Source organism: Acinetobacter sp. YH12105 (assembly GCF_013419095.1).
Taxonomy (GTDB): domain Bacteria; phylum Pseudomonadota; class Gammaproteobacteria; order Pseudomonadales; family Moraxellaceae; genus Acinetobacter; species Acinetobacter pseudolwoffii.
In genome coordinates this window covers 37,962-55,464 of the sequence record NZ_VPAU01000005.1, presented here as the reverse complement: position 1 = coordinate 55,464, position 17,503 = coordinate 37,962, and the positions used below count along the sequence as shown (strand labels likewise).

Here is a 17,503-nt window from a genome sequence, read left to right as displayed (position 1 = left end):
TTCAATTCTGTCATCAGGTCTGCTTTGCCGTCCTCATAGGGCAGCGTATATTCAACACAGGAAAGTGTTTGAACACACTCGGTCAATAAAACATAAAACTATAAAAACAGCGTTCACTTTCACCTTCTCTTATTCGCGCGTTCCTGAGGCATTGAATACCGAAACATACCGATTTTTTTCTCGTGATCATTTGAGTCTGCATATCCGAAGAATAGAAAGCGTTTTACTTCAGCACCTTTTCATTCTCTCAATTTTGCACACTTGGCTGTTTAAGGAGTAGAGCCATGACTACAATTCAGTACCAAGAAAGCTTTTCACAGGACTATACCCCGTCAGAAATTATGGACGATCACTCATTTGACCTCATCCACTTCGCAGAAGCATGCGGACAAAGCCCGGAATGGGTCATGCAATTGATTGAACATGGAATTCTGCCCGATCGTTCTCCTGTCACGCCAGCCAGCACTTTCCTCGGTGAGGATATTTCACGTGCACAACGCGCCTATCGCCTGCAACGCGATTTTGATGCGTCATTTACCGCAGTCGCGATGATGCTGGACCTCATCGATGAAGTGCAGGAGTTACGCCGCGAGGTCAAACATTTGCATTTTAAGTAAGTCCTTTGATGCTCTGTCTATCTGTATCTTTCGCTGCAGATCAGGGCATATTTATTTTTAATTTGATGATTAGAGTATAAAAAGCGCTATGAAAACCAAAGATTGTAATAAAAAAATGAAATACATGTTTCCCGAATACCGCGACTTGATTGTGCAACTTCGCGAGGAAAATCCATACTTTGCCAAATTGTTTGAGGAACATAATGAGCTGGACAGGAAAATTAGTCAGCTTGAACTCGACCCGGTCAATCATATCAACAATGATATTGAAGCGATCAAGCGTAAAAAGCTAAAATTGAAAGATGAAATTTATCGTCTGCTAAAAAGTTCTGAAGCCGATCCCCTGACCTAAGATCAACTGCTTAATACAGACTCAGATCGTGCGACAATCGTTGACAGCCTGTGGGCGATTCAAACATTTTGGCCAGATGTGCGGAGATTTTCCGAAGCATAAAAAAAGCCCTGAACAGCCAAAGTAAGCACTTTGATCAAGCTCAGGGCTTTTGATATTTCATTCCCATGAGCTAACTCATGGGAATATTCAGATGATTAAACTTGTTCGATGTCTTTCATGGTCAATTTGATACGGCCACGGTTGTCAACGTCTGCAACCTGTACCTTCACTTCTTGACCTTCTTTCAATACATCTGCAACGTTCGCAATGCGTTCGTTCGAGATTTGAGAGATATGAAGTAAGCCATCAGTACCCGGAAGAATATTCACGAACGCACCGAATTCAACGATACGAATCACTTTACCCACGTAAATTGTACCTGGTTCGATCTCAGCAGTTAATGCTTGAATCTTCGCAACTGCAGCAGCTGCTGCCGCTTTAGTTTCACCGAATACGCGAACTGTACCGTTATCTTCAATATCGATTGCAGCTTTCGTTTCTTCAGTAATCGCACGAATCGTCGCGCCGCCTTTACCGATTACATCACGGATTTTGTCCGGGTTGATGTTGATTACCTGGAAGGTTGGTGCATGCATCGAAATTTCAGGACGAGCGCGTGAAATTACTTGGTTCATCTCATTAAGAATGTGCATACGACCGGCATAAGCCTGGTTCAATGCAGACTCCATGATCTCTTCAGTAATCCCTTCGATCTTGATGTCCATTTGCAGTGCAGTAATACCGTTTGCAGAACCTGCGACTTTAAAGTCCATGTCGCCAAGATGATCTTCATCACCCAGGATGTCAGAAAGAACTGCGAAACGCTCGCCTTCTTTTACTAGACCCATTGCAATACCCGCAACTGGTGCTTTAAGTGGAACACCTGCATCCATAAGTGATAGAGAAGCACCACATACAGAAGCCATTGAAGATGAACCGTTCGATTCTGTGATGTCAGATACGATACGGATCACGTACGGGAAGCGGTCAGCTGCAGGAAGAACTGCTTGAACACCACGACGTGCTAGACGACCGTGACCGATTTCACGACGCTTAGGACCAGATTCACGACCCGTTTCGCCTACAGAGTATGCAGGGAAGTTGTAGTGAAGCATGAAGTTGTCAGTTTTAGTACCTGCAAGGGTATCAACCATCAACGCATCACGGGTATTACCCAAAGTTGTTGTAACCAATGCCTGAGTTTCACCACGTGTGAACAATGCAGAACCATGAGCACGACCTAATACGCCCACTTGTACATCGATTGCACGAACAGTTTTAGTATCACGACCATCAATACGTGGCTTACCAGACAAGATGTTGTCACGAACCGTGCGGTATTTAAGATCTTCGAAGAGTTCGTTTACTTCGTCAGCAATACCTGTTTCATCTTCTTCAGGAACGAATTGGGCAACAGCTTCTGCGTGAAGTGCATCAAGCGCCGCATAACGGTCTTGTTTCACAGCAATTGTGTAGGCTTCAGAGATTTTCGCTTCGAATGCATCTTTTAATTGACCAAGAAGCGCTTCATTTTTGCTTGGAGCAACCCAAGTTGACTCCACTGCGCCAGCTGCTGCAGCAAATTCTTTGATCGCTTGAATCGCGATTTGCATTTCGTCATGACCGAACAATACAGCGCCCAGCATTTGGTCTTCTGAAAGTTCTTTCGCTTCAGATTCAACCATCAATACTGCAGCTTCAGTACCTGCAACAACCAGATCAAGATCAGACTCTTTTAACTGTTCGTGGTTCGGGTTCAGGATGTATTCACCGTTGATCAAACCAACGCGAGCGCCGCCGATTGGACCACGGAAAGGCGTACCTGCAATCGACAATGCAGCAGAAGTACCCAGCATTGCAGCAATGTCAGCATCCATGGTTTTGTCAGATGAAATTACTGTCGCAGTCACTTGAATTTCGTTGAAGTAACCTTCTGGGAACAATGGACGAATTGGACGGTCGATCAGACGTGAAATTAAAGTTTCAGCTTCAGACTGACGGCCTTCACGCTTACCATAACCACCCGGGATACGGCCTGCAGCATATTGCTTTTCTTGGTAGTTAACAGTCAATGGGAAGAAGTCTTGACCGGCTTTTGCTTTAGGTTGCGCTACAACAGCAACAAGAACCTGTACGCCGCCCATGGTGATCACAACAGTGTTTGCTTGACGTGCAACGCGACCTGTTTCAAGAATCACGTTGTGTTGACCGAATTGGAATTCTTTACGAATAATATTAAACATCGACATGTTTTATTTTTTCCTAGTTCTTGTGAACAATTATTCTAGTGGAGACCCCTAAGGTTTGGCATTCACGACCATATAGACGAACAAATGACAAAGCTTAGAAGCCGACCTCACCAGATTAAATACTATTTTTAAACACAAAGAAGGAGCGAAACATTCGCCCCTTCCACTGGCCTAGCCAAAAGCTAAACCGACTTTAGTTTTCAGCAATAAAGCACAAAGCATGCAATAACCCGAAAATAAAGTTTAAATCGAATTAACGACGTAAACCTAAAGCACCGATCAATGCTACATAACGACCGTGGTCTTTACCATTTAGGTAGTCAAGCAGCTTACGACGTTGGTTAACCATACGGATTAGACCGCGACGGCTATGGTGGTCGTGTTTGTGCTCTTTGAAGTGACCTTGTAAGTCATTGATTTGAGCAGTCAAAAGAGCTACTTGAACTTCTGGTGAACCAGTGTCGTTTTCAGCGCGTGCGAATTTAGCAATGATCTCTGCGCGATCTGCGTTAGTTAAAGCCATTCGATTTCTCCGAGATGCTTATATATTTTGATAAAAATCAATGTAATGAGAATTCAAAACCTTGACTGCCGTGCATCACTACAGCAAGTTGCATATTTTAAGGGAAAATGCGCCAAATTGCAAAAATAGATCAGCACTTTTGAATGTTTTCAATCGGTGATTTATTTAAAGCGAAGCTGTTGTCCATTGATCCTGAGTTATTCAAGATCTGTACTGTTTTAAGCGAGATCATCTAGACCACTTAAATAGAGAAATCGACCTAAGCAGTTAGAACGCTTTTTCTATTGTTTTAATGTACCGTCGTCTGTCTGAATAAAAAATGGATAAAAAATGGATAAAAAAAAGCCCGAGTTTAGTCGGGCTTTTTGGCGCTGTAGTTCTTTCTCTTATCATTATTATTTATTGTGTTTTTTATAGCGTTTTACGCTTGTTATTATTTTCAAACATCCTGTTGAAAAATCACCTTCCTTGTGTGGTAGATTTTGCCATATTCTACAAAGACAAGTAGAGGCATTTAGCGTATCTTGCTGTAAGCTATTTCGTACAATAACTAGCCTAAAAGTTGCATAATATTACATTAATACCACTTTATTTAACCTAATTCGCTTAAATCCAGCCATTCCACAACAATATCCAACTTTAGAATTAAGGTAAATATCTAGTATTTTGAAATATAAATTAATTAAATATAAAAAAGCCTTGTAGTCTCTCCCAAAACTACAAGGCTTAGCGGCTGTAAGTTTCCTCTTTTTACTTACCTCACTGTAAGTTCGCTGTCTACTGACATTCTTTTTATAATTATACGATTATGCTCAACTTTCCGTGTTGAGTTATTTTGTATGACCAATCTTCTCAAAAACTGAGTAAAAGCTCTATGCGGCAATTTCTTGAATCCGTGTAAGCTTTTACCTACAAGATCTGATTATTTTTTGCCAATAAACTAGTAGATTGTTCAAGTATTTTTTGACTTAAACCACTTTTACGTGTGGTTCGTACGCATAAGGCTTGTGTAAAAGCGTCACAATCTACCAATAAACTGACCACTTTTTTAGCACGGGTAATTGCAGTATAAATCAACTCTTTACTTAATAGATTTTGCGCATATTGATCCAGCACCACTGCGGTATGTGCAAATTCTGAACCTTGAGATTTGTGAATGGTCAGTGCAAAAGCGGTTTCTATACTCTTTGGCAAACGGGTGGCTAAGACCCATTTTTCCAGACTCGGAAAATAGACTTCAAACTGGCACTGACCAGACTGCTCACGTAAAAAACAGATGCCAATATCACCATTGGATAAACCCAGTTGATAATCGTTATAGGTCATCATGACCGGCCGCCCGACATACCAGTCACCCTGCTTCAGTTGACCTTGAGCTGCTAAAAAGCGTTGTTCAATCTGTAGATTGATTTTGAATAAGCCCAGATCACCAGAACGAATCGCAGTTAAAATACGGTAATCATCAAATGATCTCACCACCTGTTGTACATATTGCTCGAAATTATCTAAGCCTTGCTTATTTTTGACAACCTGTGTATAGGCCTGATAACCATACATCAACTGGTCATAATATTGATTCAATGTAGTGGCCGTCTGTTCAGCACTAGGCGCTAAATATTGCAACTGGATCTGGTCAATCTCAACCTGATCCAAGGCGATGGCTTGTAATTCACTGGCAGTGACAATCTGCTGCTCAAATTTTTGCAGGACACTGGCAGCTTCATGCTGCTGCTGAATAAAATCAGCCATTGCCCCAATCTTGGCCCCTGCTTTAAAACGTCGTGTGGTGATTAAGTTGACCCGATTATCCTGCAAAGTCGCAACCTGTTGCAGATCTGCCAGAACGGTACCGACATCCACAGAAGCCAACTGATCTGCATCGCCAAGTAAAATCAGACGTGCCTGAGATGGTACAGCGGCCAGCAACATCTGTGACAGACTTAAATCCAGCATCGAGGCTTCATCGACCACAATTACGTCATAGGGCAAAGGCTGTTTGGCATGAAAACGTGGCTGTCCGCGCGTGCCCAATCCCAATAAACGATGCAGGGTCACAGGTTGTAACTGTTGTAGTGCAGCTATTTCAAACTGCTGCAAAGCTTCAGTCTGTAAGGCTTTTTGCAGCGCTTCTTTCATCCGCTGCGCAGCCTTTCCGGTCGGCGCGGCCATGGCAATCCGGATATTCGGCAGCGTATCATATAAAACTGCAATAATATGCGCCAGCGTATAAGTTTTACCGGTTCCCGGCCCGCCAGTAATAATACTGAAGGCTTGCTCTGCCACCATTTGCAAGGCTTTTTGCTGCTGTGGATCTGAGAGCAGGCTGCGGTCACGTGCTGTTAACTCCAGGGCTACAATAGACTGGGTCTTGATTCGTGCTATATGCGTTGCCACTGCCTGTTCCAGCTGCCAGTAGCGGTACAGATATAAATGCTGATCGTCAAACACCAAGGGGGCAATACCCGTGCCTTGCTGAGCATGATCACGCACCAGATTATGCAATAATGCCATTTGTTGAGGAAGCGCTTCAATGCAGCTATCGCCGGCCTGCATCGCCTCAAGCAATTGCTGAATCAGTAATTTTGCTGCCGGATCAAATGTAGCCGAGCTAAATGGAGGCTGACATAAATAGTCAATCCAGGCCATCAAACTGGCGTTTTGTTGCGACACGTGATTCTGCTCATTTTCCACACAGTTATCCTCAAAGTTATCCACAGGATAATTTTCTGTTTAATCTCTATATATTTTATCAGGCAGCAAAATTATGCTGTTTTTTTCTGCTCAAAATAGCCCAAAATCTGATCCAGTTTTTCAACGAATTCGATGTCTGGTTGCCAGTGATATACACCTTGTTCCATCTGCCCGTGCATACCGCGTAAATATAAATAGCTTGCGCCGCCCAGATGCTGCTGCATTGAATACGCCTGCATATTTGCGTTCAGATAACGATGCAGGGCCACCAGATACAAGGCTGCCTGCAACCAGTAACTGGACTGGCTCATATTCTGCTGAATAGCCTCAGCGGTATAATGCTGTTGATCTGGGCCGAGAAAGTTACTTTTATAATCGGCAATATGGTAGCGCTGGCCATCGAAATACACCAGATCGATGGAACCGGTCAGATAACGTGCCGATTTGGCTTCATTAAAATCGCTCATGACAATGTCATGTTCAACAAAGAGCTGATGAATTTGTCGGATCTGCAAAGGCGCATCGGTGAGTGACAGATAGAAAGGGAACTCTGACAGATACTGTTGATCACCCAGTTGTGCCAAAACAAAATCTGCCTGAATCGGAGTGACCAGAATATCATGCACCCAGTCATGCATCAGATTGAGTAAAATATCTTCCCTAATTTCATCAAGCAATCCATCTAAAGCAGTCTGGAATATGCTTTCGACATTGAGCTGTTCAGGACTTGCAAGGTGTGCAATCTGGGCCATTTCCTGTTCAAAAAACAGGACAAAGCTGTCATCATCCAGCTCGGTGAAATAACGCTCAAACTGGCTTAAAAAAACCACCAAGGCTGATCGGTCTTGCTGTGCCGATTGAAATAACTGTCGCCATTGTTGACGATAAGCTTCGCTCTGATCATGCAGGCGAATGCCACTCAGCAATTTATAGTTCAGGCTGGACAAAACGCGTTGTATACTCTGTTGCAACTCATCTGCTTTGAAATTTGCCTGCGCTGCGGCTTGAAACAGGGTACGCAGATTCACCGCTGCGGCCTGATAATGCGGCGCAAAGGTCTGCTCCAGCACAGTACGCAACTGGAAGGCCTGTTCAAATTTTTCTTTCAGTTCTTGCCAGATTTGCGGTGCAGTATTTTTAAAACGACGGCGAATTTCCAGATTCCAGTAACTGCTATCCTGAAAATTGATATGTTCAAAAATACTGTGCAAGAAAGTCCCGGCCACCGTACCTTTGGGGAAATTCAGCTTGATCCAGTCTAGCGGTGTGACAGCCGGCTGATCTGCTAAAGCATTCAGATTGATTTCATCCGCTGCACTATCCGGGTGTTCCTGTGCATTGACCAGATCATCCTGCAAAACTGGCGCATGTGACTGGTGTTGCGACAATGCGGTAAAACTGGTTTTGGTGCGTGGATAGAACTGTCGCTCTGGCAAAGGTTGCGCCAGCATGTCGATCTTATGATGGTGTGACTGCTCGACCAGACGTGCCGGTTCCTGAGACAGCGGCTGCTCGACCAGAGATAAAGCATGTTCGAAGATGGCATCGCCCTGGCCACGCCAGAACGCCAAGCCCGAATCGGATTGTGCAGCGTGGTCTTGTAACATGGCATACACCCGATGACTGGCACGGGTCAGCGCCACATACCAAAGCCGGTGATTTTCCGCTGCATTACGCGCTGCATTCTGTAAAATCGCCTGCTCGTGCAAATGCTTATGATTGACTGCAATCACCCGGGATTGTTCTAAAATACTTTCAGACAGTGTGCCACTTAATGAAAAGTTCAAGTTGCCTTTATTTACATCAAAAGCAGCATCTGCGCCCAATAAAAATACCACTTTAAATTCCAGCCCTTTAGAGGCATGGATGGTCATCAGCTGTACCCCATGATCACCAGACAGCTTGCGTTCTTTTTCACTGTCTTTGCCTGAAGGGGACTGTAACTGACGCAAATACCAGTGATAGAGTTTTTGGGCACCCTGATAATATTCGCTTTGCTGGCTCAGAATTTCGGTCAGATGACGCAGATTCACCACCACCCGTTCATTGTCCAGACTTTGACTGGCCACCAGATGAGTCCAGACCTGAAACAGGTTTAAGGCATAATTCCATGCCGTGAGAAAACCTTTTTCGAACCACATTTCCCGAATTGCATCCAGATCGGCAATATAGCGACTGAGCCCTTCACTCTGCGCCTGTAACTCAATCAGTTTTTTCAGGTTGAAACCCAGCAGGCGGGTCAGTAAGGCACGTTTGACCTTGGATTCATTAAAAGGATCCATGATTGCAGTCAAGACGGCCGCGACATCCTGCGCAATAGCACTGGCAAAAACACTTTGTTTGGACTCTTTATAACAAGGAATACCCATACGCTGTAGGCGCTGCTTGACCTGCTCAAGGGCAAAATGTCCAAACCCCAGCACTGCAATATCATCGGCTTTCAGGCTTTGAATACTGTTCTGCTGCTGAAAATATAACTGCTGTTGAGCAGACTGATTGAGGAGTGCACGGATTTTCCAGGCCACCTGATCGGCTTCTACATCCGACTCACCCAACTGAATCCAGCGTAAGGGCTGCGGATTGCAGACAGCGCTATCGATGAGATCCGGATGTGGCCGACTACCGGCCTGAATCAGGGTGTACTGCACCTGTTCACCAAAATCCATCTGGCATTGAAATAAAGCATCGACCACTTCGACCAGCGCTTTGACCGAACGATGGTTCTGCATCAGGGTATATTCGCGGCCCTGCTTCTGCCGCACGTCAGCATGTGCCTTGTTATAGGTCAGCATGTCGCCACCACGGAAACCATAAATCGCCTGTTTCGGATCGCCGACCATAATCATGCAGCCGGATTGAACCCGGCTGGCATCCCGCCAGATCTTGGCCAGCAGGTCATCCTGATCCTGATTGGTGTCCTGAAATTCATCCACCAGAATCAGCGGATAACGTGCCTGTACAAACTGGGCAAAGCGCTGGCCTTGTTGTCCTTGCAGTGCTTCTGCCAGTGTGCGGATTTGCTGGGAAAAAGTCGTTTCACCCTGCTGTTGCAGGGTTTGCGGCAAACGAGTTTGCACACTTTGAATAATATGAAATTCCAGATAGGTCGTGAGCTGCTTCAACTGCTCATCCAGATCCTGTTTGACCTCACACAGTGCATCAATTGCCACAATCAGGCTGTGTTGCAAAATCAGCTGCTGCTCCGCTTCCGGACAGCTCTTGTTAAAAACCTGAGTGGTCGGCTGGAAATCAGTTTTTTTACGGCGTAAATGGCACAGATTCAGTAAAATCGGTTGCAATTCTGCATCAAAGAAACTCATGCCACCCTGAGTTTTTAGGGCTGCGCTCCAGGTCATAAAGTTTTCACAAACGTCGGTTAACTTGGTCAAAAAACTCTTGTGAAAATACTTTGGACTTTCCTGACAATAGCGCCGCATGACTTCGAGATCATGCTCATGAATATTCAATAATTGGGTAATACAGGCTTCTAATTTACCTAGATCACATTCAGCCGGCTCGACCTTCTGGAATTGCTGCTTGCTAAAATTCAGAGCATCCCGAACCAGCCCGGTATAATGCTCGACCGGTTTCAGCAGATTCTGCACATACAAATGATTGACCATATATTGTGGCTGCTGCTGAATCCAGTCACGCAGCACATCATGAATCAGTTGCTGGATATATAAATCCTGATCTTCGGTCAGTTCAGCACGTTCAATCTTGCCACTTTCAAAAGCAAATTCACGTAACAGTTTCTGGCTAAAGCTGTCCAGCGTCCCGACAAACAGTTCATCCAGCTGGTTCAGTACCAGACGCAAGCGGCGACGGGCATAGTCCATCCGTGTGCCATAATCTTTCAATACCTGCTGAAATAAAGGATCAGTTTCGCTCTGAATCTTCGCTGCAATTTCCACAGAATTGAGCTGCTGATGACGCTGGATATAGGCCAAAGTTTCTTCGACCCGCAGCCGTACCCGGTTTTTCAGTTCGGCCGTTGCCTTGCGGGTGAAGGTGGTTGCAATCACCTGATGCGGATAATACTGATCCAGAAAAATCCGCACCATCAAACTGGATAAAGTATAGGTCTTGCCGGTGCCTGCCGAGGCCTCAATCCAGTGTAAGCCCCGGAACGTCATGTCCTGAATCGGATTGGTAGAAATGGCTTTTTGCATCTGCTGCTTTAACACGGTCATATTGCTATTTCACCCATTCCAGATGTTGGTGAATCGGCGCATACAGAGCATGGGCGAAATCATGACAGCAGCGCTGCAAGGCCAGATCCGGGTCCTGATCCTGCAAAATAAACTGCCAGTCCTGATGCAACAGGCTGGATTCATCCGAAGCCAAAGGCTTGGCACTTTCATAGCTATTATTCCAGGCTTTTAGCAGTTCCGGCATTTCCACAATGGTCATTTTGCCCTGTTCATTTTCGGCCCACTGCCACTCTTTTTTCATCAACAATTCCGCTGGCAACACCAGCGGCTGCTGTTGACCAATTTCCCAGGCTTTGAACCAGAACTGTAAATATTCTCGCGCTTTAGTTGAACTCAAGCCGGAAAATTTCAGGGTCTTATTACTGAAAATCACAATACGTTCCAGTTCTGGTGAGCGTGCATCATCATTTAAGTAAGCCAGCCATAACAGATATTCCAGCCAGATCTGGGCACGGCGTTTTTCCGAGGCCGAAGAGGATTGCAGACTTAACCAGTAACTGCTGTATGAAACCTGAGGCACGTTAATATGAATGATCAGTTCAGGACTAAATTGCAGGGATTGCTGGGTCACCGGCGTCAGTTCTTTGCCGAGCTGTAGCAAACGTTCTTGCAACAACTGCTGTTCCTGCTGACTGCTGAGCCAGGTGGCTTGCTGGGTTTTGCCTACTGGCAAACGGTCTAGCATCAAGCTCGGCTCAATCTGCTGATCTTGTTGTAATAGAAAATCCCGCACCTGATATTGTTCCAGCTTGTTTAATAACAAGGGCTCACGGGAACTCGGCAAATCTGCATAGCGAATTGTGGAAATTCCGACACTTTTCAGAAATAAACGTGCCGGGAAAATCATGTCCCGAATCCACTCATCGCCTTTCAGCACCCGCAGTTCTTTTTGTTCAACTGCCGGATAATGCGCATTGATCCAGCTGCTGCGCTTGCCTTCGGCGCTGCGGATATATTCTGCCACCGCAAACCACTGATCCCGATAACGTGGTGTTTGCGCACCTGCAAATCCGGCCGGATCAAAAGGCTGCAAGGGATGTACATGATAAAGCTGCTGGATATGTTTAGCCACTGACAGACCATTGATTTCCACCACAGGATCGACTTCGGCATCCGGCTGTTCCGACTGACAGATGAATGCGATATGCTGAATCAGTTCCTGCAAGGCAGTGGATGGATCTCGGGCCTCGCCATCGTCCAGATCAAAGCCATTATAAAACAGCCATAAATTATCCTGCGCCAATAGTAAGGCATCCAGAAAAGCACCCTGCTCATCATCCAGACGCGAACGATCGCCGAGTTGCGGCTTCAGGCTGCGCATCAGATCAAACGGCACCTGCTGATTCCGGCTCGGAAACTTACCGCTATCCAGATTCAGCATCACCACCAGCTGATAAGGGAGTGGCCGGATCTGGCCAATCTGGCTAAAAGTGATCTGTCCGGTTGGTTCGGCCTGATCCAGCTGCATTTCTAGCGTATTCTGAATTTCTTCCAGCACATAAGGCAAAGGCAAACTCAGTGCCACCAGCTCCTGACTGGCATGTGAATCATCCTGCTCATGATAATCGGCCAGGGTCAGCATCCGCATCTGCTTGTCGATAATCTCGGCCACAGTTTTGAGCGATTCCACCCCGGCATCACGAAATTCATTCAGGTCAGCCCGCAAATATTCCAGCCAGGTTTTCACCGGTGTGCGCTGTCCGGTCTCATGCAAAGTCAGCCAGTCACGGCGCTGCACCAGATCCTGATAAATCTGGATCAGGGTTGAAATCAACGGGAAATCACTGGTCAGAACCTTGGCATAACTCAAGGTATCCTCAAACATTGTATGTTCAGGAATGGCCAGGCCCAAAGCCAGACGGTCTAGCGCGAATTTAAAACTAAAACGGTAATCATCATCGCCTGCGCTCAGGCTTTGCTGTAAATGCTGCTGGTCCAGACCGCGCTTGAAGCCAGCCTCCGTCAGCAACTGCAACATCCGTTCTACCTGACTATAGTCCAAAGCATAACGTTGCTGGGTGGCATTCAGGCTGAGCCAGTCGGCAAAGTCCTCAATACTGAAACGGCGACGTACCCACTGGATCCGGCCCAGTACCGCGCGCCAGGCATTGCTAACATCCAGACGCGACACCCCGGCAATCTGGATCGGTAAATACAGGTTATCTTTCTGCAACCGTTGGCTGCCGATCTCACGCTCACGTGGCGGCGGGGCAAAGACACTGCGAATCGCCGGTTCCAGTTCTTTCAGATTCGGACTCAGCACCAGAATGTCGCTCGGTTGCCGTGGCTGCTGTTCCGTACCTTGTGCCAGCCAGTGAATCAGCTGTTCTTTGAGTACTTCCAGCTGACGCAACGAGGAATGACAGACATGAATCTGCACCGAATCATCGGCCGGATTTAAAGCATATTGATGCTGTTCAGGTTCGAGTAAATATAAAATATCTGACTGGATTTTTGCCAGTAATTTATCCTGATAGTCATCGACAAAGACATCGGCCCAGAGACCTTCTTCCCCTGAAGACAGTTTAGAGAGTAAAGAGAAATGATCACGTGCCTGCTTGCCAAATCGGGTCAACAGCGGATGCCGCGATTCCCGGTCTTCGGCATTAAAATTCAGCTGCTTGATCCTGAAATCTTTTATTTCTGCATCATTCGGTTTACGTTGACGGGTTTTTTCAAAACGCTGAATAAAGCGCTCTTCCCGCTGCAAATCAAATCTGGCTTTCCAGTCCGGATCGACACTGTCGGCCCAGTATTCCTGCGAGGGGTTAAAATGAAAGATATAAATGTCTATGTATTGCCCCAGCCGGCGTAAAAAGTCCAGCTGGCTGGGCGGAAGTTCCAGCAGGCTAAATACCACTATCTGTGCCGGCAAGCGTTTCAGGGCTTCGCTTCGTGTTTCCGGATTCTCCAGCCGTTCCCAATACAGGCGCTCAATCTCCAGAATTTTGGCATAATCCTCCTGAAATACATGCTGCCACAACCAGCGTTGCCAGGCTTCCAGCTCACGCGCCTGAATTTTGACGAAATCGGCCACCTGCATTTCGTGACCATTTTCATCTTTGGGACTATAAATCATCTGCTCGATATCCAGCGCAATATCTTGTCCCCAGGCCTCTAGCCAGTTGGTCGGGCAGCTGCAGCTTTGCGGTGGACAGTTACGTGCACAATAACCGCGATAATCCATATAATGGCTGAACAGGCGCGATACCTGCTCGGCCACCCAGTACAGCATGCTCTGTTTTTTCAGCTGTTTTTCCGTGCCCTGCTCCAGCCGGTCGGCACTGTCGTAAATCCGCTTTACAATTGAATACAGCGGATGATCGACGTCTAAGGGAATCTGTTCTGGCAGAATACATTTGCGCAGTGCCTGAAACACGCGCCATTTGATGATAATACGCGGAATATTGGCTTCTCGAACCTGTTCGACTTCTTTAGGCGCATTCAGCACCCACTGATAAGACGTCCACTGAAACGCACGAATTCGGTGATGGAACTGGCTATTGGCACTGATGCCTTTCTTCTCGGCAATTTTTTGAGTCAACCAGCTTTCTACGGCCGGAGACGGCACAATAAAATGCCGGGGCTGTAACACTTCAAACGGATGCCGGGCAGTTTGATTGACAATACGCAGCATACTATCCAAAAGCACATCAATGCGTTGACTCTGAATAACATGGATTGCCATCGTTTCCCCTGAACTGCTGAACTAGTTTTACTACAAAATGATAAAGATTAGTTACTATACATCTCGAGCGCTGTATGACACTTTAAAACCACACTTCAGTCGAAAAATTTCTTTGAAAAAAGCATCTTAATGATGCTTGCATAGAAAAAAACAACATAGAGCTTAGGTAGTGCCCATGAAATTAGATAAAATTCCTGAACGTATCGATCCAAGCTTAGATTTGGAACAAATTCGTGCCGAGTGCCTGGAACTCACCAAAAAACGTGCCTACTATTCTGCGGGTGCCGCCATTATTCCAGTGCCGTTTATGGATGTCGTCATTGACATCGGCATCTTGTCGCAATTGATTCCCGAGATCAATGCCCGCTTCGGACTGGCGCCTGATCAGATCAGTGTCTATGATCCAAAAACCCGTCAGGTGCACTGGAATGAGCTGCGTAAACGCGGCGTAGAATTTTCTGGTCTGGTGGTCGCGCGAACTGCCGTCAAAAAATCTTTGAACAATGTTGCAGCGAAAGTGATCACAAAGCAAGTGACAAAATTCATTCCCCTGGGTGGTCAATTGATTGCCGCCAGTCTGGGCTATTTTGTCATGAAAAAAATTGCCGAAGCTCATGTCGAGGAATGCTACCGTGCGGCTAAAAATATCCAGCAAAAACAGATCGCTCAAGGTTAAGCACATTTGAGCTCAATATTTTAAACAGCTGAGCCCGTGCTACTTCAGGCAGATTATTCTGCCTGAAGCTGTTTTAAAATGGCCTTTAACACCTCGACCCGTGCGGTATTTTTATCATCGGTCGCAATGATATGCCAAGGTGCATAATCGGTCGAGCTACGTTCAAACATGTCGGCTGCCGCTTTCAGATAATCCTCCCAACGTTCCCGGTTACGCCAGTCTTCTTCAGTAATTTTAAAACGCTTATGCGGTGTATCTTCGCGTGCCTTGAAACGTGCAGCCTGTTCATCTTTGGAAATGGCCAGCCACAGCTTGATCACCACGGTTTGATGCTTGACCAGACTTTGCTCAAAACGGTTAATTTCCGCATACGCACGTTGCCATTCTGCGGCACTAGCAAAACCTTCTATCCGCTCTACCAGTACCCGCCCATACCAGGAACGGTCAAAAATACAGATATCATCATCGCTTTGCAGTTTGGTCCAGAAGCGCCATAAATAGGGACGGCTCAGCTCATATTTCTCTGGTGCGGCAATGGTATGAATTTCATATTCACGCGGATCCAGTTTTTTCACAATGCGCTTGATCGCGCCGCCCTTTCCAGCCGCATCCATGCCCTCAAACAGAATCACCACATTCCGCGGATCGGACCGCATCGCCTTGGCCACCTTAGCCGTTAATTTTTTCAGCTCCGGCTTGTAATCCTCTGCCTTGGCTCGAGTTTCGGCAGGATGTTTTAACAGTTCGGGAATCTTGGCCTGTTTCCATCGTCCACTGGCTCTGGCCGGATGATTGGGGCAATGCTTGAGAGCACCCAGAATATGCTGGGCAAATTGCTGGTCACGCTGCTGTTCATCTTCACCCTCAATAATGAACCAGTCTTCGGTAAAATGCTGACGCAAGCGCTGCAAGGTGTCGTACTGTTTTCTGTTGCGCCAGTCCAGACCATGCAGCTGATGCCAGTGCGCTTCACTCGGATCCATGGCATCCAGCCGTTTTTGCAGGGCTTTCCAGGACAGGTCAAACCAGACCTTGACCACATCGACATGATTATTTTTCAGGTCCCGTTCAAAGGCTTGCATCTCTTGCAGATAATGATTGAACTGTGCATTAGTGATCGGATCTGAAGCTTGCATAGCCCTGCTCAGCAGGTCGCTGTACCAGTTGCCAAACAAGACCATGATCTGTCCTTCGGCCGGAATAAAGCGCGCATAAGGCTGCCACAAAGTCTGTTTAGGCCCGGCCACTTGCGGTGCATCTGCTTTCACGCGCAAATAGCGCGGATCGACCCATTCACGCAGTTGCTTGACCGCTTCACCCTTACCGGCCAGCTCAATCCCGTTGACCAGAATCAACAGGCTTTTGGCATTTTTCTGGCCGCGTGTTTTTTTTAAATCATATTGAGCATCAATCAGCTCGACCGATAACTGATCTTCATCCATTAACTGAAATTGTGGTTGTTCCATGCGTATCTTCAACCCTGATGTTTTATTCTGTTTGCAGTATAACGATGAGTTTTGGCGCAAAAATAGCTCTGGCAACGTTTTTCACACGATTAAATTGGCTATTTAAACAACAGATTGACAGACAAATGCCCGATCTCTGTTCAATTTGTCATAGCAGGATTGCCCGGCAGCCTCTAAGATTCTTGCATTCTCAAACTATAATTGAAATCTCATGTCCAAACTTGCCGTTCTCGATGATCTGTTAGCGCATTATTATCAGCTGAGCTATCATACCCAACCGGACATTCTGAGCCGTTTACAGGATGTACAGGCCTGGCAGAAAGTTCGCATGCAGCGAACTCATCGCGCGCATTTTGCGGAAAAACCCAATCAGTTGATGGCCGAATATTTCCTGAACCGTCTCTATGGTGGTGCCGAATTTGATGCACTGGCAGCACAGATTGCCCGGCTGATGAAATATGCCCATAAAGCAGAAAAAGTGATTCCTGAAAATGCCATCAAAACCGGGACATTGGGTGTAGAACTGGCGATTCTAGCGGTACAGCTGGATGAGCAGGTCGCGATTCAGTTATTACAGGATTATCATCCGCATGAAACACTGACCGATGAGATGATGCGCCTGACCTATCTCAAACTGGATCAGGGTCAGGCACGGTTAAAACAACTGGCCTTGCTGGATCAGCTCGGTATGAGTCTGGATAAATACATGCGCTCCTTTGTGGTCTATGCGGCCTTCAAGATGTGTAAAGGCGCGGCCAATAAATATAACTTTCAAGTGATGTATGCGTTTATGCAGGATGGTTTCCTGGCCATGAAGCCGCTGAAATCGGCAGAAAAATTTGTCCGTGAATTTACCGCAACCGAACGCCAGATTATTGAGAAAGTGCATTCTGGCGATGCGTTGCCATTTCAATAAATAGCAGCGCAGTATTTCTGCCAAGCACACATTTTTCTGTATATTATTCATAACAATTGCATCATGATT

General features: G+C 46.2%; 10 protein-coding genes. 4 read left to right on the top strand and 6 right to left on the bottom strand.

The features are described from left to right. The first annotated feature begins 284 nt into the window (after positions 1 to 284). Positions 285 to 617, top strand: coding sequence for a chaperone modulator CbpM (locus FTU44_RS05730; RefSeq protein WP_005095341.1), 333 nt, complete (start codon positions 285 to 287; stop codon positions 615 to 617). 88 nt (positions 618 to 705) lie between these two features. After that, entirely contained in the window at positions 706 to 969 is a 264-nt protein-coding gene (locus tag FTU44_RS05725; protein ID WP_005095339.1) for a YdcH family protein, read from the top strand. Between the two features lie 197 nt (positions 970 to 1,166). Here FTU44_RS05725 and pnp read toward each other — a convergent pair whose 3' ends face one another. The 5 genes from pnp to FTU44_RS05700 all read right to left on the bottom strand — a co-directional run bounded on the left by pnp (position 1,167) and on the right by FTU44_RS05700 (position 14,376). Then, the gene (gene pnp / locus FTU44_RS05720) at positions 1,167 to 3,254 is read right to left on the bottom strand and encodes a polyribonucleotide nucleotidyltransferase (protein WP_171063368.1); all 2,088 of its coding nucleotides are present in this window, start codon (positions 3,252 to 3,254) and stop codon (positions 1,167 to 1,169) included. 259 nt (positions 3,255 to 3,513) lie between these two features. Further along, positions 3,514 to 3,783, bottom strand: coding sequence for a 30S ribosomal protein S15 (gene rpsO, locus FTU44_RS05715; RefSeq protein ID WP_004637724.1), 270 nt, complete (start codon positions 3,781 to 3,783; stop codon positions 3,514 to 3,516). Positions 3,784 to 4,692: 909 nt separating this feature from the next. Continuing rightward, positions 4,693 to 6,474 (bottom strand): exodeoxyribonuclease V subunit alpha, encoded by a 1,782-nt coding sequence (gene recD / locus FTU44_RS05710; RefSeq protein WP_180049796.1) that lies wholly within the window; start codon positions 6,472 to 6,474, stop codon positions 4,693 to 4,695. Between the two features lie 71 nt (positions 6,475 to 6,545). After that, positions 6,546 to 10,667 carry a UvrD-helicase domain-containing protein gene (locus FTU44_RS05705; RefSeq protein WP_180049794.1) on the bottom strand — a complete coding sequence of 1,374 codons (4,122 nt, stop codon included), beginning with the start codon at positions 10,665 to 10,667 and terminating at the stop codon, positions 6,546 to 6,548. Positions 10,668 to 10,671: 4 nt separating this feature from the next. Next, positions 10,672 to 14,376, bottom strand: a complete 3,705-nt coding sequence (locus FTU44_RS05700; protein WP_180049792.1) for an exodeoxyribonuclease V subunit gamma — start codon at positions 14,374 to 14,376, stop codon at positions 10,672 to 10,674. Positions 14,377 to 14,551: 175 nt separating this feature from the next. Between FTU44_RS05700 and FTU44_RS05695 the strand changes: the two genes are divergently transcribed. Further along, complete coding sequence (locus FTU44_RS05695; RefSeq protein ID WP_180049790.1) at positions 14,552 to 15,052, top strand: hypothetical protein; 501 nt, start codon at positions 14,552 to 14,554, stop codon at positions 15,050 to 15,052. Between the two features lie 53 nt (positions 15,053 to 15,105). Here FTU44_RS05695 and FTU44_RS05690 read toward each other — a convergent pair whose 3' ends face one another. Further along, complete coding sequence (locus tag FTU44_RS05690; RefSeq protein WP_180049876.1) at positions 15,106 to 16,524, bottom strand: phosphate--AMP phosphotransferase; 1,419 nt, start codon at positions 16,522 to 16,524, stop codon at positions 15,106 to 15,108. A gap of 205 nt (positions 16,525 to 16,729) precedes the next feature. Between FTU44_RS05690 and FTU44_RS05685 the strand changes: the two genes are divergently transcribed. Further along, positions 16,730 to 17,434: a hypothetical protein gene (locus tag FTU44_RS05685; RefSeq protein ID WP_100329316.1), complete on the top strand. Its 705-nt coding sequence runs from the start codon at positions 16,730 to 16,732 to the stop codon at positions 17,432 to 17,434. Positions 17,435 to 17,503 lie beyond the last annotated feature (69 nt).